The organism is Variovorax sp. LG9.2 (genome assembly GCF_035018885.1).
GTDB lineage: Bacteria > Pseudomonadota > Gammaproteobacteria > Burkholderiales > Burkholderiaceae_C > Variovorax.
Genome location: NZ_JASJXB010000006.1, coordinates 173,483 through 192,120, shown reverse-complemented (window position 1 = coordinate 192,120; position 18,638 = coordinate 173,483). Strand labels below are relative to the sequence as shown.

The following is an 18,638-nucleotide window of genomic DNA, read 5'->3' as shown; positions in this document are numbered from 1 at the left end:
TCGACGCCGGACCGACCCTGCGAACAGCCTAGTTCAGGCGGTCAGGTGCCGAATTTGTCGCGCTCCGGCAAAGCGACTGCCGCCGCTGCGATGCCTTGCAATACATTGCCGACGACGATAACCGACGGGCTCGCGAGGCCGGCGTCGGCGATACCTGTGTGCAGCCCGCTCAACGTCGTCACGATGTGCCGTTGCTGGGGCAAACTGGCGTGCTGAACGACCGCAACGGGCGTCTCGCCCGGCAGGCCTTCGAGCAATTGCCGTTGGATGTGCGCAGCGCCCGCCACGCCCATGTAGATCACCAGCGTGAGGCGCGCGTTGTGCGCCATCGCAGCCAGCGCCCGCCAGTCGGTCGGGTCGTCCGCAGCACCGGCGCCGGTCTTGGCATGGCCGGTGACGAACACCACGCCTTGCGCGTGATCGCGATGGGTCAGCGGCACGCCCAACGACGTCGCAGCTGCGAGGCCGGCGGTGATGCCGTTGACCACCGTGCATTCGATGCCCGCTTCACGGAGGTGCTGGACCTCTTCACCGCCCCGGCCGAAGATGAACGGGTCGCCACCCTTCAGGCGCACGACGGCTTCGCCTTCGCGCACCGCCGTGATCATGAGCTTTTCGATGAAGGCTTGGGGCGTGCTCTTGCAACCGCCGCGTTTGCCGACATGGACGATGCGGGCACCGGGCCGCGCATAGCTCAGGATCGCGTCGTTGACGAGGTCATCGACGAACAACACCGTCGCCGCGTGGATCGCCTTGACCGCTTTCAGCGTGAGCAAATCGGGATCGCCCGGGCCGGCGCCGACCAGGGTGCAACTGCCTCGATACGAATGGGAAAGTGAGTTCATGGGCTGTTCGCCAGTTGTTGAGCCAGTTGCTTGATGTGTTCGACCTGCCGGGCGATTGCCATGGGCAAAGGCAGCGTGCCTGCCAACACACGCCGCGTGTAGTCCGCCGTGGTGTCGATGTCGATCTCCTTCGGCAGACCTTCCACCTCGCTCAGCGTGCCAGCCTGTTGCTCCTGCATTGCGATGCGCTGGCCCCTGATGAAGCCGTCGACCTGCGCAGTGCGGCGCGGATCGGCCACGCTTTCGCCTTCGAGTCCGCGCGACAGCAGGGCGCTCGTGCCGGTCAGCTCGAAGGTCGAGGCCATCGACTGCGCATATTCCGGATGGGTGTAGCTGGCGATCACGATGCACGAGCCCGCTGTCGGCTGCATCAGCTTGACGACGCTGTGTGCCGGGTTGCGCAACCCGACGACGCGACGCACGTCGAGCAGTCGTTTGAGGCCGGTGCTCAGGAGTTCGGTCGGTGCGAATGCAATCTCTCCCTCGCCGATCTTTCCTACGACCGTGATCGGATTCGTGCCCAGCGCCGCAAGCACGTTCGATGTGAGCACGCGTGTCGATTCGGTGGCCGCACCATGCAGCAGCACCGGCAAACCTTCGCGCGCCAGCAGCAGCGCGAGCAGCGGCGTCAGCACCGGTAACTTGCGCGCGCCGTTGTAGCTGGGCAGCACGATGAGCGGCAGGTCGCTCGCGGGGAAAAGATCGAGCCGTGCATGCGTGGCGTCGAGAAAGCCGGCCATCTCTTCCGGCGTCTCGCCTTTGATGCGCATCGCGAGGCAGAAGGCGCCGACTTCGAGGTCGGTCACGGTGCCGTCCAGCACCTGTCCGAACAGATCGGTCGCCTGCTCGCGCGTGAGTGGCTTGGCGCCTCGCGCGCCGCGGCCGATTTCCTTGATGTAGTGGCTGATTCCCATGGGTGCGCCCATTGTCCCGCAAGGCTTATGCCGAAACTCGAAGGGGTTTATGCGGTTATTGAGGGACTGAGCGATGGACAGGCTCACGGCACGGCTTCTGCAGTGTCGGGCGTGGTGGCACGCACCATGCGCTTCAACTCGGGCAGGCATGAGCCGCAGTTGGTGCCGCATTGCAGCGCCCCCTGCAGCGACGCCAGTCGTTCGGCATCGGTACCCGCGCAATGCCGCAGCTTGTCGCCAATGGCAGTTTCGGTCACGCCGAAGCAGCTGCAGACGACCTTGCCACGCGACGCCACTTCGACCGGCGGGGTCGAGCCCGGCCGCAGCAACTGGCGACCGAAGGCTTGCGCCGGCAACTGGTCTTGCAGCAAGGTCTTGATCCATGCCTCGGCCCGGGTGTCGCCGGCCAGCAAGAAACCTTCGAGCCTGGCGTCTTCATTGTTGGCTCCGGTGCGTACCAGACGCACGGTGCGGCGCTGGCCATGGCGGGCGTCGGCGTAGCGCAAGGTGTCGGGGCTCGGCAATGCGAGCAAGTCTTCGATTTGCTCAAGCACCGCATCGGGTGCGGCTTCGAGGTCGGCCGCGCGGAACAGGACCCCGGTGCGCTCGGCCGTACCCGACGTCAACGCACCGCCGGCACCGAACGGCACGCAGCTCGCAAAGGCAAAGCTCGCCATGAGGTCGCGCAGCGCACGTTCGGTCTCTAGCGCGCGATCGTCGGGCAGCCAGGCGATCGCGAGCAGTGTCCACGGCAGCTCGGCCTTGGCGATGCGGATGGCCGCGTGCTTGAGTTCAGGCTGCTTCGAGTCGGGGCAATAGGCCGGGCTGGTCAGCGCGTTGATGCCGGCCAATCGCTCACCGGTTGGCGATCGACCGCTAAGGTATTCCTGGCCCCAATGCATCGCCACGAACGACTGGCTCAGACCGACCTCGGCGCTGGCTTGTGCCGGCAACACGAGCGCGCCGCGCCGCGAAGTGAGCTGCACCAGATCACCGTCCTTCAGCTGACGCCGCGCCATGTCTTGCGCGTTCATCTGCACCACGGGTTCCGGCACGTGGCCGAAAAGTCGACCGAGCGTGCCGGTGCGGCTCATGCCATGCCATTGATCGCGCAGCCGCCCGGTGTTCAGCGAGAACGGAAAGCGCGCCTCGCGTTGTTCGGCTACCGGCTTGTAAGGCGTGTCGACGAAGCGCGCCTTGCCGTCGGGCGTCGGATAGATGCCGTCTTCGTACAGCCGCACGCGACCGACCGATCGGCCTTCAGGCAACGGCCATTGCTGCGGCCCTAGCGCATCGAGCATCTTCCAGTCGAGGCCGGTGATGTCGAGGTCGCGACCGCGCGTCGATTCGCGATGCTCGTTCCAGATCGCTTCGGCGCCGGCATCGTCGCCTGCCAGCGAGTGCTGCAGCGGGTAGGGGAACAGCGTGGTGGTGGAGCGCCTGGGCAGCCGCACTTCGAGCCGTTGCGCGAAGTCGACCACCGCCGACCAATCGTGACGCGCTTCGCCGGGCGCCGGCACTGCGACGCGCACGCGAGAGATGCGGCGCTCGCTGTTGGTCACCGTGCCGGTCTTCTCACCCCAGGTGGTCGCAGGCAACAGCAGGTCGGCATAAGCGCAGGTGGCGGTGGTCGCAAAGGCTTCCTGCACGACAACGAACTCGGCGCGTTCGAGCGCACGCCGGACGGTTGCCTGGTCGGGCATCGACTGGGCCGGGTTGGTACAAGAGATCCACAGCGCCTTGATCTCGCCATCGGCTGCGGCCTCGAACATTTCAATGGCGGTCTTGCCGGGCCTGGCGGGCACTTCGTTGCCCTCGCTCAGGCCCCACAGCGCAGTGACTTCAGCCCGGTGTGCTGCGTTAGCAAGATCGCGGTGCCCGCTCAGCAGATTGGCCATGCCGCCGACTTCGCGCCCGCCCATTGCATTGGGTTGTCCGGTCAACGAGAACGGCCCGGCACCGGGCCGGCCGATCTGCGCAGAAGCCAGGTGCAGGTTGATGAGCGTCGCGTTCTTCGCGGTGCCTGAAGACGATTGATTCAGCCCTTGGCAGTACAGGCTGAGGGTCGCGGTCGAGGTCGCGAAGAGGCGCGTCGCTTCGAGCAAGGCGGTCTTGTCGATGCCGCAAATTTGCGCCACCTTGTCGGGCGTGCAGTCGCGCGCGGTGGCCTTGAGCGCGTCGAAGCCGTTGGTGTGCGCAGCGATGTAGTCGGGCTTTGTCCAGCCTTCCCACAACATCAGGTGCAGCATGCCGTGGAACAACATGACGTCGGTGCCCGGCTGGATCGCCAGGTGCAGATCGGCGATCTCGCAGGTGTCGGTACGGCGCGGATCGACCACGACGATCTTCATCGCCGGGTTGGCGCGCTTGGCATCCTCGATGCGGCGGAACAGGATGGGATGCGCCCATGCCGTGTTGCTGCCGACGATGAACAAACACTGCGCGTCGTTGAAGTCGTCGTAGCAGGCGGGCGGCGCATCGGAGCCGAGCGTCTGTTTGTACCCGGCCACCGCGCTGCTCATGCAAAGGCGCGAGTTGGTGTCGATGTTGTTGGTGCCGATCAGGCCCTTGGCCAGCTTGTTGAAGACGTAGTAGTCCTCGGTCAGCAACTGGCCCGAGACATAGAAGCCCACCGCATCGGAACCCTGGTCGCGAATGACCTGGGCGAACTTGTCGGCTGCGGTGTCGAGCGCCGCCTCCCAGGTGATCGGTGTTGCAGCTTGCCCGCGCACGAGGCGTTGCATCGGCTGCAACAACCGGGTCTGGCGCGTCACTTCCGCTGTCGCAGTAAGGTGCAATGTCGAGCCCTTGGTGCACAGCCGGCCGAAGTTGGCGGGGTGGTCCGGATCGCCACGCACACCCGTGATCTGCGCGCCATCGGACTCGATGATCACGCCGCAGCCGACGCCGCAGTAGGGGCAGGTTGACCTTGTTTCTTTCATTCCTGGCTCTTGCCGCCTCTTTGCGTGTCGAGGCAACATTCAAGCGCTGTGCGGCGTCTGAACATCGAACGTCCCGTCACCGATAGCGCCGGCCGTTGCGGCCTCCGGGCCCGCACGCGGCGCAGTCAAATCCAGCGCATGCGTCGCCAACTCTTGCGCATCGAGCATCACCTGCCCGCCTTCGACCTTGCACGCGAATTTCGGCACGCATCCTTCGTCGGGCTGACGCGCACAGCCATTGTCCAGGCCGATCGTCCAGTTATGCAGTGGACACGCCACGCTGGTGCCGAACACGATGCCTTGCGACAGCGGACCGCCCTTGTGCGGACAGCGGTCGAGCAGCGCGAAGACCTCGTCCTGGCTGTTGCGAAAGACCGCGACCGCCACACCGACCGGCCGCACCACGCGACGCGATCCCAGCACAGGAATCTCGTCGACGCGGCAGATGAATTTCCATTCGCTCATGGGTTGCTCTCCTTCGGTGCGTCGGACATCAAGCGGGCTGCGCGACAGGTGCCGCAGCGCTCGCCGGCGGCGCCGTATCCGCCCCGGCGACCGGCACGAACTGCCGCACGTCGACCGCCGCCCGGCTCGACTCGAACCACGGATCGGGCTCGCCATCGAGCGCGAACTGAAGCTTTTCCCAGAGCGCCTTGCGACCGGCGACGTCTTCGAGAATCCGCTTTTTCACGCGGTCGAGCCCGACGCGGCTGATGTAGTGCACCGTGCGCTCCAGGTACCAGCCTTCCTCGCGATAGAGCTGCAGGAAGGCGCCGGTGAACTCCATCACTTCTTCGCTCGTCTTGACCTTGACCAGGAAGTGCGCGACCTCGGTCTTGATGCCGCCGTTGCCGCCGACATAGATCTCCCAGCCCGAGTCGACGCCGATCACGCCGACGTCCTTGATGCCGGCTTCGGCGCAGTTGCGCGGGCAGCCGCTCACCGCGATCTTGACCTTGTGCGGTGAATACATTGCCCACAGCGCGTGCTCGATGTCCTTGCCCATCTGCGTCGAGTCCTGCGTGCCGAAGCGGCACCATTCACTGCCCACGCAGGTCTTCACCGTGCGCAGCGATTTCGCATAGGCAAAGCCGCTCGGCATGCCGATGTCTTTCCACACGCCGGCCAGGTCTTCTTTCTTTACGCCGAGCAGATCGATGCGCTGGCCGCCCGTGACCTTGACCGTCGGGATCTTGTACTTGTCGGCTGCGTCGGCGATGCGACGCAGCTCGTCTGGCGTCGTGTGGCCACCCCACATGCGTGGGATCACCGAATAGGTTCCGTCCTTCTGGATATTCGCGTGGCTGCGCTCGTTGATGAAGCGGCTTTGCGGATCGTCCTTCGCTTCTTTCGGCCAGCTGCTGATCAGGTAGTAGTTGACGGCCGGCCGGCAGCTCGCGCAGCCGTTGGGCGTGCGCCAGCCGAGGCCTTCGTACACCTCGACATGCGACAGATATTTTTGGGCGCGGATGGCCTCGCGCACGTCCTGATGGCTGGTGTCGGTGCAACCGCACATCGCCTTTTTCTTGGGTGCAGCCGAGTAGTCGCCCCCGGCGGTGAACATCAGGATCTGTTCGACCAGTCCGGTGCACGAACCGCACGATGCGCTCGCCTTGGTGTGCTTCTTCACCTCGTCCAGCGTGAAGAGTCCCTTGTCCTTGATCGCCTTGCAGATCGCGCCCTTGCTCACGCCGTTGCAGCCGCAGACCTCGGCCTCGTCGGGCATCGCCCCGGCGCTGCTGTGGCCTTCGTGGCCGGTATCGCCGATGTTCGACTCACCGAACATCAGCTTCTCGCGGATGTCGCTCACGCTGCGGCCGTCGCGCAGCAGTTTGAAGTACCAGCTGCCATCGACCGTGTCGCCGTAAAGGCAAGCGCCCACCAGCTTATCGTCCTTGATGACGAGCTTCTTGTAGACGCCGCCGAACGGGTCGCTCATCACGATTTCTTCGGTGCCTTCGCCACCCATGAACGAGCCGGCGCTGAACAGGTCGATGCCCGTGACCTTCAGCTTGGTCGAGGTCAGCGAGCCCATGTAGCGGCCGATGCCGAACTGCGCCAGATGGTTGGCCGCGACCTTGGCCTGCTCGAACAGCGGCGCGACCAGTCCGTAAGCGATGCCGCGGTGCGCGGCACATTCACCGACCGAATAGATACGGGCATCGGTCACCGTCTGCATCGTGTCGTTGACGACGATGCCGCGGTTGCAGTGCAGTCGCATCGATTCTGCCAATGCGGTGTTGGGGCGGATGCCGACTGCCATGACGACCAGATCGGCCGGTACTTCGGTGCCGTCCTTGAACTTGACGGCCTTGACGCGGCCTTCTTTTCCTTCGTTCTCGTCGCCGATCAACTCCTGCGTCTGCGCGCTTAAACGAAATTGAAGGCCACGCGCTTCCAGCGACTTGCGCAGCAACCCGCCCGCCACGTCGTCCAATTGGCGCTCCATCAACCACGCATTGACGTGCACCACGGTCACGCTCATGCCGCGCAGCATCAGACCGTTGGCGGCTTCGAGGCCGAGCAAGCCGCCACCGATGACGACCGCATGCTTATGCGTCTTGGCCGTCTCGATCATCGTGTTGGTGTCTGCGATGTCGCGGTAAGCGATCACGCCCTTCAAGTCCTTGCCCGGCACCGGCAGGATGAACGGATTGGAGCCGGTGCACAGCAGCAGCCGGTCGTAGGGCGCCTCGATCACGCTGCCGTCGGCAGCGACCGCGCGCACGATGCGCTTCACGCGGTCGACCTCGGTCACTGTCTTGCCGGCATGCAGCGTGATGTTGTTCTCGGTGTACCACTCCCACGAGTTCAGGATGATCTGGTCGACCGTCTGTTCGCCGGCCAGCACGGGAGACAGCAGGATGCGGTTGTAGTTGGGGTGCGGCTCCGAGCCGAACACTGTGATGTCGTACAGATCGGGTGCCAACTTGATCAGCTCTTCGACCGCGCGCACGCCGGCCATGCCATTGCCGACCAGCACGAGATTCATCTTTTTCATGGGTTCATCCCTCCGGGTCGAGTCGTGATCAGAAATACAGAGCCATCACCGCGGTGATGTTGCCTTCGGGCGCAATCGGGATCGCGATCATCGGCGCGGCCACCGCGGGCACACCTGTCGCAAAGGCTCGGCCGAGCGCGTTCGACGCCTCTTCGCTGGCGGCCACGATCTCGGATTCGCCGAGCATGCCTTCGGCTTCCGAGAAGCCGAAGCTCCGCAACAGCTGCGTGCCGGTCACGTCCGGCTCCCAGATCTCGACGCGCCGTGCGATCGGCGTGGCCAGCGCCGACAAAAAGGCCATCACGTAATTGGTGCCATCGATGGTCGAGCAGGGCGTCGCAAAGCCACGGTTGATGCCGACCTTGATGGCGCCATCGGCCCGCAAAAATCCAGATGCTTTGCCCAGGTCGGGCAGGAACACCGGCGTTTGTTTGTCCCACGCCATGCCGGGCAATCCGTTTCCGCGACGAAAGCTGGTAGCGCGCGAAATGAATTCGAAGGTGTCGCCGGTGGTGCCGTAGTAACCGTCGACCAGGTCCATGTCTTTCGACTCTGCCGGATCGTTGGCCCAGAGTTCGATCGCGCCGGCATGTTCTGCGTCGTCGCCGCAGAAGATCACGACCACGGCACTCAGTTGCTGCCCCTTGAAGATCGGCAACGCGATGCCGCAGGTCAGTCCTTCGGCCTTGGCGGGCACGGCGCGACGAAAGTACGAGCCTTCGAACTCTTTCAAAACGATCGGATGACCGGCCTCCCACGCCTGGCCCGGCAAGCCTTCGCCGCGGCCGAAACACAGGTTGCGGCTGGCGGCTTCGAAGCGCGTGGCCGTACCGAACAATCCACCGCCAAATTCGAGCACGCCGCTTTCTTCGCTGGGCACCCAATACTCGATCACGCGGATGAAGGTCTTGGGCACGAGGTTTGGAGCGGATGTCATATCAGGCCGCTTTTTCGACGTGGCCTTGCCGCGTGTAGAGGAAGTCGATGACAGCCTTGCGGTACTGCACGTAGTGCCGGTCTTCCGCCAGCTCGACGCGATTGCGCGGCCGTTCGAGATTGACCTTGAGCACCTCGCCGATCGTGGCCGAAGGGCCGTTGGTCATCATGACGATCTTGTCCGACAGCAGCACCGCTTCGTCCACATCGTGCGTGACCATGACGACGGTGCTCTGCGTCTTGTGCACGATGGAGAGCAGTTCGTCCTGGAGCCGTGCGCGGGTCAGCGCGTCGAGTGCGCCGAAGGGCTCGTCCATCAGCAACACCTTGGGCTCCATCGCCAGCGCGCGGGCGATGCCGACGCGTTGCTTCATGCCGCCGGAGATTTCGCCAGGGCGCTTGTTCGTTGCCGGCGTCAATCCAACCAGCGCCAGTGCCGCATCCGTGCGGACCTTCAACTGCGCCTTATTTTCGGTCGGCGCAAACACGCGTTCGACGCCGAGGTAGATGTTCTCGTAGCAGGTGAGCCAGGGCAGCAGCGAATGGTTCTGGAACACCACCGCGCGCTCGGGGCCGGGGCCGGCGATCTCCCGGTTGGCGCACAGCAGCGTGCCGTGCGTCGGCATGGTGAGACCCGCGATCAGGTTCAGCAGCGTCGACTTGCCGCACCCCGAGTGACCGATGAGTGCGACGAATTCGCCCTTCGCCACGGTGAGGTTGATGTCACGCAGCGCCTGGAAGCTGCCTTTGGCGGTCTTGAAGGTTTGTTCGACATCGCTGATATCGATGAACTTCTTGTCGTCGTTCATGACTTCACCTCTTCGAACGTGAAAGCGGTCGCGATCTTGATGAGCGCGTATTCGAGCAGCATGCCGACGATGCCGATCACGAAGATCGCGATGATGATGTTCATCACGTTCAGGTTGTTCCACTCGTCCCAGACCCAGAAGCCGATGCCGACGCCGCCGGTCAGCATCTCGGCGGCGACGATCACCAGCCAGGCGGTGCCGACGGCCAGGCGCACGCCGGTCAGCATGTAGGGCAGCACGGCGGGGAACAGGATCTTGGTGATGATCTTCCATTCGCTCAGGTTCAAGACCTTGGCGACGTTCATGTAGTCCTGCGGCACGCGCTGCACGCCGACGGCGGTGTTGATCACCATCGGCCAGATCGAGCAGATGAAGATGGTCCAGATGGCCGCAGGATTGGCACCCTTGAACACCAGCAGGCCGATCGGCAACCAGGCCAGCGGTGACACCGGCCGCAGCAGGCTGATCAGCGGGTTGAACATGCGCGCCAGGAACTCGAAGCGGCCGATCGCGAAGCCCGCCGGAATGCCGACCGCCGCCGCCAGGCCGAAGCCCACCGCGACACGTTGCAGCGATGCGAGAACGTTCCAGCCCACGCCCTGGTCGTTGGGTCCGTTGCTGTAGAACGGATCGCTGAAAACCTTGACCGCTTGCAGCCAGGTTTCCCACGGTGCGGGAAAGGTGCCGGCACTTCGTACGGCGATCAGTTCCCAGATCAGCACTAGGATGCCGAAGCCCGCGAGCGGCGGCAGCACGCGCATCCAGAACTTGCGCAGGTCGAGCGGCTTGCGCACGCCCGATGCCGAGCCACTGGGGGTCGCAGCGGGCGCACGCACCGGGCTTGTTGCGACGGCCGCATTCGCCGGCAGCGGGACTGCGGCGGAAGCGTCGAGCGGAGAGTGAAAGACGGCGCTGACCATGCTGTGCTCCTTAAGCGTGAACCTTGAAGCCGTCGGCGTAGGCCTTCGGGTTTTTGCCATCCCAGACGATGCCGTCCATCAACTTGCTGGTGCGCATCGTGTCTTTGGGCACCGGCGTCTTGCTGGCCGTGGCGGCCTGCTTGTAGAGGTCGATGCGGTTGATCTCCGTCGCGACCTTGAGGTAATCCGGATGCTCTTTCAACAAACCCCAGCGCTTGTGCTGTGTCATGAACCACATGCCGTCCGACAGGTACGGAAAATTGACCGCGCCGTCGTTGTAGAACTTCATGTAGTTCGGGTCGTCCCAGCTCTTGCCCATGCCGTTGGTGTAGCGGCCGAGGATGCGCTGGTTGATGGCGTCGACGCTGGTGTTGACGTAGCTCTTTTCGGCGATGGTTTCGGCCATCTTGTTTTTGTTCTGCAGACCGGTGTCGATCCAGCGGCCCGCTTCCAGAATCGCGGCCGTTACGGCGCGGCAGGTGTTGGGGTATTTTTTGGTGAACTCGGCGGTGGTGCCGAGCACCTTTTCCGGATGGTCTTTCCAGATGTCTTGCGTCGTGATGGCCGTGACGCCGATGCCGTCCATGATGGCGCGCTGGTTCCAGGGCTCGCCCACGCAGAAGCCATCCATGTTGCCGATGCGCATGTTGGCCACCATCTGCGGAGGCGGAACGACGATCGACTTGACGTCCTGGATCGGGCTGATGCCGTTGGCCGCTAGCCAGTAGTTGAGCCACATCGCATGGGTGCCCGTTGGAAAGGTTTGCGCGAAGACGTATTCGCGCTTTTCGCTGGCCATCATCTTGGCGAGCGACGGGCCGTCGACCGCGCCCTTGTCAGCCAGCTTCTTGCTCAGGGAGATGGCCTGTCCGTTGTTGTTGAGCGTCATCAACACGGCCATGTCCTTCTTGGGGCCGGCGATTCCCAGGTGCACGCCGTAGACCAGGCCGTAGAGCACGTGGGCGAAGTCCAGATCGCCATTGACCAGCTTGTCGCGCACGCCGGCCCAGCTGGCCTCTTTGCTCGGCACGATCTTCACGCCGTACTTCTTGTCGATGCCGAGCACCGATGCCATCACGACGCTGGCGCAGTCGGTCAGCGGGATAAAGCCGATCTTGACTTCTTCTTTCTCGGGTTTGTCGGAGCCTTGCGCCCAGACGGCGGCACGCAAAGCCGGGTCGAGGCCGACCGCGCCGAGGGCGGCGGCTTGCAAGATCTTGCGGCGACTGAGCTTCGTTTTAAGCAGATCGGTCATTGAGGGGCGAACTCCGAAAAAATGAAAAGGATGAACAAGGCCAAAAGACAAAGACAAACGGCAAAGCGAAAAACAAAAAAGGCGTCCTCACCGCGCATGTGCCGCTCGAAAGCGAGCGCATGCAGATAAGGACGCCTTTGTCCGTTGGGTCGGCGACACCCGCCATTGGATGTCGCCTGCCTGAAGACCGTCGTTGGTCTATGCGAGAGCTGAGTGCAAGCAGCGTGCCAGCATTGCGGCCACTGTGATTGCTACTCAATCGATAGCATTGAAGCTAGGCTGAGATTGGTTTCGGAGAAGATTTCATCCGAAATTGCAATTTCGCACTTCGTTTGTGCAATGCACCATTTCAGCTGCCGATGGGCAGGTAGTCGGCCATCGAAAGCACTGATTCGGCGACATCGACCACCCGCCGGTTCTGGTTCATCGCGGTTTGCCGAAGCATCTGGTGCGCCTCGGGCTCAGTCAGTCGACGATGCGCCATCAACAAGCCTTTGGCGCGCTCGACGAGCTTGCGTTCGTTCAGGGCGGTACGCACGGCGTCGAGTTCGTCGCTCATGGCCTGGAGGCGTTGCGCCTGCTCCTGCATCATCTCGAGAATCGAGCGTTCGAGCTGATGGCCGTACGGCGCTGCGGCGGAAGTGAGTCCGCCACCGGCTACTTGCGGGCCAGGCTCGGCGCCCGGTTCGTCGAAAAAAGCGGTGGCTGCTGTGTCAGGCTCTCCGGCCAGTTGCTCGAGCAGGACCTCGTACGACTCGGCTTCTCCGCGTGCCTGCAGCGTCTTGTCGCAGCACAGGTCGCGCAAATCCGCGGCCAGCCGATCTTCGACATCCTTCATGGCGTCGATGCGCAGTGAGCAGCAGTCGAACCAGACCGCGCTGAGTTCGGGGTCGAGCGGCACGCCGGCGGGCGCGGCGCATGCGATTCGGCGCAAACGTTCAAGTTCGGCGAGTTCGGCGTCCGGTTCGCGCTCGCGCCAGAGCTGGCTCATTGCCGGCCCGGCAAAGTCGGCGAACACGTGAAAGCAGCGCTCCTGCGCGGCGATGAGCTGAAGCCACTGCTGCTGGCGCAGCGGATCGTTCTGTTCCGTCGCAAAAGCCGCGGCACCGCAGGCGCGCTCCTGGCCGGCGAACTCCTTGCCCTGCATGAAGTTGAACATCGCCGCCAACAGGCGCGAAATTTCTGGGTCGGTGGCGCCGTCGGCCGCCTCGAACACCACGGCCAGCAGGCCGGCAATCAGCTTCGCGAAGGCCGCTGTCGCTTCTGCAGCACTGGTTTCCAGCGCACCGACGCGGCGACGCAGCGTGGGAAGGGCGTCCAGCCCGGGCAGCACCCAGGCGATGCGGCTGAACAGGCGAGTGCCACTGCCCGCACGCCGGCCTTCGCTCTCGAGGAAGTCGAACGCGACCCGAACCTCGCGTTCGAAGCGTCCGCATTCACCGATCTGGGCGCTGCGTTGCGCCGCGAAGCGACGTCCTTGCGAGGCGAGCAGCACGTTGGAAAGCCCGCGCTCGCGCTGCAGCGCGTGAACCAGCCGGCCGATGGTGCTGACCAGTTCGCTGGTACGCGCCAGCTGCTCTAGCTCATCGATTTCGCATCGCCTGGCTGCGACCAGAAAGCTCAATCCTGAATTCATGTGTGGGGCAATAGGAACTGACGGGCATCCAGCAACATCCGTGCCCCGATATGGGGACCACCCTAAACTCGCTGGATGCTTTTATTGGGAATCGAATCATCATGCGACGAAACCGGCGTGGCGCTGGTCGAATCGCAGGGCACGGCACTGCCGATGTTGCAGGCGCATGCGTTGCACAGCCAGATCGCCATGCACCAGGCCTACGGCGGCGTGGTCCCCGAGCTGGCGAGTCGTGACCATATCCGGCGCGTGCTGCCGCTGACGCAGGGCGTCATGGCCGAGGCCGGGCGCTCGCTCGCAGAGATCGATGTCGTCGCCTACACCCGGGGGCCGGGGCTGGCGGGCGCGCTGCTGGTCGGAGCGGGCGTGGCCTGTGCGTTGGGCGCGGCGCTGGGCAAGCCGGTGCTCGGCGTCCATCACCTCGAGGGGCATTTGCTCTCACCGTTCCTGAGCGCCGATCCGCCCGAATTTCCTTTCGTTGCACTGCTCGTGTCGGGCGGTCACACGCAACTGATGCGGGTCGACGGAGTGGGTCGCTACCAACTGCTCGGCGAAACCATCGACGATGCGGCGGGCGAGGCGTTCGACAAGAGCGCCAAGCTGATGGGTTTGCCCTATCCCGGTGGCCCGTGGTTGGCCAAGCTGGCAGAGCAGGGCGATCCGATGGCGTTCAAGCTGCCGCGGCCACTGCTGCACAGTGGCGACCTCGATTTCTCTTTCGCGGGGCTGAAGACCGCCGTAATGACCCAAGCGAAAAAGCTGGGAGGCGAACTGGAAGCGCGCAAGGCCGATCTCGCGGCGTCGACACAGGCTGCGATCGTCGAAGTGCTGCTGAAGAAATCAATGGCTGCACTGGACCAAAGCGGACTCGACAGGCTGGTGGTGGCAGGTGGCGTAGGTGCCAACCACGCATTGCGCGAGCAGCTGAATGCGGCGTGCGCGAAGCGCGGTGTGCGGGTGCACTACCCGGAGTTGCATCTGTGCACGGACAACGGCGCGATGATTGCCATGGCTGCGGCCATGCGGCTGCAGTCGGGGCTGGAAGAGGCGAGCGAGCGCTACGCCTTCGACGTCAAGCCGCGATGGCCAATGGCGTCGCTGACCACGTAGCGTGGGCCGGAACGCCGCGGGGTACAGGTCGAGCGCCGACGTCGGCACCGACGCTGGAAGGCAGCGGCAACACATCCAGCACCTTGCGCCAGAGTTGCGACCATTGCGGCCAGTCGTGTCCGCCTTCCGTCGTGAACACGCGGTCTTGCGGCAGCGCATCGGCCAGCAGCCGGTGGTTTGAAGCGAAGCGGTCCGCCAAGCCGAAGCCGAGGTAGAGCGGCGGCAGCTTTTCGGCAGATTTCGCGCTGGCATATTGCTGCAGCCAAGGCCAGAGTTGGCGGTCGACTTCCTCGTCGGGCGCGGGGCCTGTCGGGGCTTTCCAAGCGCGCAGACCACCGGCTTTATGAATCTCCGCACCCAGCGGGCGTCGGCCGAGGTATGGCGCCAGCGCCACGATGCCTTCGACGGCACCGGGGCGGGCCAGCTCATGAATCAACGCGCCGAAACCGCCGATCGAGATTCCGACCAGCCAGAGCGATTTGTATCCGGCAGCGCGTTGTGGCGCGAGCACGTCGGTATGCAGGCGCTCGATGAACGTCTGGTCGTAGTAGTACGAAACGTTGGCGTCGACCAACAAAACGTCCGCCGCCAGATTGCGTTCCTGGACAGCGCTGACAAACCCCTCACGCTCGAACGCGTCGGGTTGCAAAAAAGCTCCCGGCAAGAACACCAGGAGGGTGTCTGAGGGCGTATTGCCATTGACCAATTTCAAGTGCGTTTCCATCGTCATCCCGATAGTCGCAAACCGTTGCAAACCTGAAGGCCCGCTGAACGTGCTCGCGCCGATGTAAGAGAAAAGTCTGTAAAAACATCAACTTTCGTGATGTTCTTCGCACTAATTGTGAGTTCGGAAACAAAAAAGGTCGGAAACAAAAAGTCACTGACGCGTTTAGTGAGGGGCTAAGACCCCGAGATCACTTGATTTGAAGCTCTGTGACGTTGTTCACAGGCAACGATTTTCCGAGCTGTAAAAGCAGGGCGCAATTTTCCAGTTTGTCTTATTCGACGTTGACAGGGCGACGGGCACAGCTGGACAGGCGCACTGGGAGAAAAGCCACGGGTGGTGTGAACGGCGGGGGCAAGAAACGTGTGTCCCGTACACTGCGCGGCCTTTCAATTCAAGAGTGCCGCTTGCCACTTTATCCAGGCACCGCGCCACGCGTTTCAAGACAATGAACTCCCGCTTTATTTGGCGTCGCAAGGCCTTGAAATTCAGCACGCTGGCGCTGTGCGCGTCGACATTGCTGTCGGCTGTTTCGCTGGTTCGCGCGCAGTCTCCGGCACCGATTCGTATCGCATTGATCGAGAGCCTCAGCGGCCCGTTCGCAAACACCGGCGAAGCCGTCTCTCGCAACCTGCTGTGGGCTGTCGAACGCGTTAACGCACGCGGTGGCATCCCGCTGCCGGGCGGTGCACGAATGCTCCAACTCGATCGCTACGACAGCAAGGGCCAGAACGAAGAAGCACTGTCGGCGTTGCGCGCGGCCATGGACAACGGCGCTCGCATTGTGATGCAGGGCAACTCGTCTGCCACTGCGGCAGCGCTGGTCGATGCCATCGACAAGAACAACGAGCGCGATCCTTCGAAACGCGTCCTGTTCCTCAACTATTCGGCGGTCGATCCGGTGCTGACCAACGAGCGCTGCAGCTTCTGGCACTTTCGTTTCGATGCGCACGCCGACATGCGCGTTGCAGCCCTGATGGACGTGGTGAAAGACGATCAGGACGTCAAGCGTGTCTACTTGATCGGGCAGGACTACAGCTTTGGCCAGGCCGTGTTGCGCGAGAGCCGGCGACAACTGGGTGTCCAGCGCCCCGATGTGCAGATCGTCGGCGATGAACTGCACCCGATGGGCCGCGTGAAAGACTTCGCGCCCTATGCGGTGAAGATCAAGTCGAGTGGGGCACAAGCGGTGATTACAGGCAATTGGGGAAATGACCTCACCTTGCTGGTGAAGGCGGCGCGCGAGGTCGGCTACGAGGGCAAGTTCTACACGTTCTATGGCAACGCACTCGGTGCGCCGGCCGCCATCGGGGATGCGGGCGTCGGCCGCGTGCTCGCCGTTGCGGACTGGCTGCCGAATGTGCCGACACCGGAGTCGGCAACGTTCTACCGTGCGTTCAGGCAGCGCTTTCCGAATCCGACCGATGACTATGTGCATATGCGGATGCAACTGATGATCGAAGCGCTGGCCAAGGCCGTCGAACAGGCCGGGAGCGTTGAGGCCATGCCGGTCGCGCAGAAACTGGAGCAGGCCAACGTCAGCCTTGCGGGTCGCAGCGGTCGCATGCGCGCGAGCGACCATCAGTTCCAGCAGTCGCTGGTCGTCGGCATGATGGACCGTCTGGGCGCGCCGGGCGTCCCGTTCGATGTCGAAGGCTCGGGCTACGGTTTTCGCGTCGTGAAGAACATCGACGCTGCGCGCGCCGAGTTGCCGACCACCTGCAAAATGCAGCGGCCTGAACGCTGAAATCAAGCGATCGATCACCGGCAGTCAACGAATCTCCACAGGGCAGGAATCAACACATGCGCAAAGCAATCCAGAACCTCGAAGCCTCCAAGATCCGCGAAGTCGCCAACGCCGGACTCGGCCGCGACGACGTGCTGGCCTTCTGGTTCGGCGAGAGCGACGAAGTCACGCCGGAGGTGATCCGTCAGGCGGCGATCGACTCAATCAACGGCGGTGAAACGTTTTATGCGCACAACCTCGGGTTGCCCGAATTGCGCGCGGCGGTTGCTCGCTACACCAGCGCGATGCACCCCGCGGTGGATGTGTCGCGCATCGCGATCACGTCCGGCGGCGTCAACGCGCTGATGCTGGCGGTGCAGGCACTCGTCGATGCAGGCGATGAGGTGGTCGCAGTGACGCCGGTCTGGCCGAATCTGACGGCGCAGCCTGCCATCCTCGGCGCCAACGTTGTCTGCGTGCCGCTGGTGCCGGTGCAAGGCGAGTGGACGCTCGATCTCGACAAGCTTCGCACAGCCATCACATCAAAGACCAAGCTGCTGATTGTCAATGCGCCCAACAACCCGACCGGCTGGACCATGAGCCGTTCCGAGCAGCAGGCCGTTCTCGATCGTTGCCGCGAGACAGGCACATGGATCCTTGCCGACGAGGTGTACGAGCGCCTCTACTACGAACCGACGCCGAATGGCTGCGCCCCTAGTTTTCTCGACATCTCGGTGCCCGACGACCGACTCGTGGTGGCGCACAGTTTTTCCAAGAGCTTTCTCATGACCGGTTGGCGCCTTGGCTGGCTGGTGATGCCGCCCGAAATGGTGGACGGCATGGGCAAGCTGATCGAATTCAACACTTCGTGCGCCAGTGTCTTCACCCAGCGCGCCGGCGTCGCAGCCATCGAGCACGGCAACGACATCACGCCACGGGTGGTGGCGCACCTGAAGCTGTGCCGCGACACGCTGGTGCCGTTGCTGGCGGCGGTGCCCGGCGTCAACGTCGCCGCGGCCAAGGGCGGCATGTACGCGTTCTTCCAACTCGAAGGCTTTGGCGACTCCCTGCAAGTCGCCAAGCGCCTCGTCGTAGAAGCCGGCCTGGGCCTGGCGCCCGGCAGCGCCTTTGCCCCCGAAGCCCAAGGCTGGCTCCGCTGGTGCTTTGCGTCCAAAGATCCCGCCCGCCTGGTTCAAGGGGTAGACCGACTAAAAACCTGGCTGGCCGCCCAAAAGTAGAGCAGGCATCGAAGCAGCCGTCTGGCGCCGGCCGCAGGCCTGGCGCCCGTTGGTGAAACACCGCGGAACTGGCTCCGCCAGGCCGCCGGTGTTGCCCCCGGTCAGGGGGTGGAAGCAATACACGGAGTGAGCGCGCCCTGGGGGCGAGCTATAATCACACGGCTTTGCATGCCGCAAGGCGCACGGTGCGTGCAGTTCCAGCGCACACCGCAAGTCAAACACTCCGGGCATGCCTTTGGGCTTGTCGGAATCGGAACAAGGAAATATCAAATGATCGCAGCCTCCATCAAGGCCGAAGTCGTCAAAGACAACGCCCGCGCCGCCAACGACACCGGAAGTCCAGAAGTGCAAGTCGCACTCCTGACCGCCCGTATCAACGAGCTCACACCCCACTTCAAGACGCACGCCAAAGACCATCATGGTCGCCGTGGTCTTCTGCGCATGGTGAGCCGTCGCCGCAAGCTCCTTGACTATTTGAAGTCGAAGGATGCCGCACGTTACACCGCGCTGATCGCTAAGCTGGGTCTGCGCAAATAAGCCGAGTCGCATGCAAAAACGCCTGAGTTAGCCCGCTAGCTCAGG

Annotated in this window: 15 protein-coding genes; 4 read left to right on the top strand and 11 right to left on the bottom strand. The window is 63.6% G+C overall.

The annotated features are described in order from the left end of the window. Nucleotides 1-41: 41 nt before the first annotated feature. The 10 genes from cobA to QN413_RS08710 form a co-directional block, all read right to left on the bottom strand. Nucleotides 42-845, bottom strand: a complete 804-nt coding sequence (gene cobA / locus QN413_RS08755; protein WP_323496224.1) for a uroporphyrinogen-III C-methyltransferase — start codon at nt 843-845, stop codon at nt 42-44. Further along, a complete protein-coding gene (gene ybiB / locus QN413_RS08750) occupies nt 842-1,759 on the bottom strand; it encodes a DNA-binding protein YbiB (protein WP_323496223.1) in 918 nt (305 codons plus the stop codon). Before ybiB ends, cobA begins: the two co-directional genes overlap by 4 nt. 83 nt (nt 1,760-1,842) lie before the next feature. Further along, complete coding sequence (locus tag QN413_RS08745; protein ID WP_323496222.1) at nt 1,843-4,701, bottom strand: molybdopterin-dependent oxidoreductase; 2,859 nt, start codon at nt 4,699-4,701, stop codon at nt 1,843-1,845. A gap of 39 nt (nt 4,702-4,740) precedes the next feature. Then, on the bottom strand, nt 4,741-5,166 hold the full coding sequence (gene nirD / locus QN413_RS08740; protein ID WP_323496221.1) for a nitrite reductase small subunit NirD: 426 nt from the start codon (nt 5,164-5,166) through the stop codon (nt 4,741-4,743). Nucleotides 5,167-5,194: 28 nt separating this feature from the next. Continuing rightward, nucleotides 5,195-7,702: a nitrite reductase large subunit NirB gene (nirB, locus tag QN413_RS08735; protein WP_323496220.1), complete on the bottom strand. Its 2,508-nt coding sequence runs from the start codon at nt 7,700-7,702 to the stop codon at nt 5,195-5,197. A gap of 28 nt (nt 7,703-7,730) precedes the next feature. Then, nucleotides 7,731-8,639 (bottom strand): GAF domain-containing protein, encoded by a 909-nt coding sequence (locus QN413_RS08730; protein WP_323496219.1) that lies wholly within the window; start codon nt 8,637-8,639, stop codon nt 7,731-7,733. 1 nt (nt 8,640) lies between these two features. Then, nucleotides 8,641-9,447: an ABC transporter ATP-binding protein gene (locus QN413_RS08725; RefSeq protein WP_323496218.1), complete on the bottom strand. Its 807-nt coding sequence runs from the start codon at nt 9,445-9,447 to the stop codon at nt 8,641-8,643. Continuing rightward, complete coding sequence (gene ntrB / locus QN413_RS08720; RefSeq protein ID WP_323496217.1) at nt 9,444-10,367, bottom strand: nitrate ABC transporter permease; 924 nt, start codon at nt 10,365-10,367, stop codon at nt 9,444-9,446. The genes QN413_RS08725 and ntrB overlap by 4 nt, the downstream gene beginning before the upstream one ends. A gap of 10 nt (nt 10,368-10,377) precedes the next feature. Continuing rightward, nucleotides 10,378-11,622: a CmpA/NrtA family ABC transporter substrate-binding protein gene (locus tag QN413_RS08715; protein ID WP_323496216.1), complete on the bottom strand. Its 1,245-nt coding sequence runs from the start codon at nt 11,620-11,622 to the stop codon at nt 10,378-10,380. Nucleotides 11,623-11,971: 349 nt separating this feature from the next. Then, complete coding sequence (locus QN413_RS08710) at nt 11,972-13,258, bottom strand: nitrate- and nitrite sensing domain-containing protein (protein ID WP_323496215.1); 1,287 nt, start codon at nt 13,256-13,258, stop codon at nt 11,972-11,974. Nucleotides 13,259-13,333: 75 nt separating this feature from the next. Here QN413_RS08710 and tsaD point away from each other — a divergent pair, with 75 nt between their 5' ends. After that, nucleotides 13,334-14,368 (top strand): tRNA (adenosine(37)-N6)-threonylcarbamoyltransferase complex transferase subunit TsaD, encoded by a 1,035-nt coding sequence (gene tsaD / locus QN413_RS08705; protein ID WP_323496214.1) that lies wholly within the window; start codon nt 13,334-13,336, stop codon nt 14,366-14,368. Here the strand turns inward: tsaD and QN413_RS08700 are convergent. Continuing rightward, the gene (locus QN413_RS08700; protein WP_323496213.1) at nt 14,331-15,092 is read right to left on the bottom strand and encodes an alpha/beta hydrolase; all 762 of its coding nucleotides are present in this window, start codon (nt 15,090-15,092) and stop codon (nt 14,331-14,333) included. The genes tsaD and QN413_RS08700 overlap by 38 nt on opposite strands. 448 nt (nt 15,093-15,540) lie before the next feature. On the opposite strand from QN413_RS08700, the gene QN413_RS08695 reads away from it, so the two are divergent. The 3 genes from QN413_RS08695 to rpsO all read left to right on the top strand — a co-directional run bounded on the left by QN413_RS08695 (nt 15,541) and on the right by rpsO (nt 18,593). Beyond that, on the top strand, nt 15,541-16,839 hold the full coding sequence (locus QN413_RS08695) for a branched-chain amino acid ABC transporter substrate-binding protein (protein ID WP_323496212.1): 1,299 nt from the start codon (nt 15,541-15,543) through the stop codon (nt 16,837-16,839). Then, a complete protein-coding gene (locus QN413_RS08690; protein ID WP_323496289.1) occupies nt 16,836-18,056 on the top strand; it encodes a pyridoxal phosphate-dependent aminotransferase in 1,221 nt (406 codons plus the stop codon). Before QN413_RS08695 ends, QN413_RS08690 begins: the two co-directional genes overlap by 4 nt. Before the next feature lie 270 nt (nt 18,057-18,326). After that, entirely contained in the window at nt 18,327-18,593 is a 267-nt protein-coding gene (rpsO, locus tag QN413_RS08685) for a 30S ribosomal protein S15 (protein ID WP_187051337.1), read from the top strand. Nucleotides 18,594-18,638: the final 45 nt, after the last annotated feature.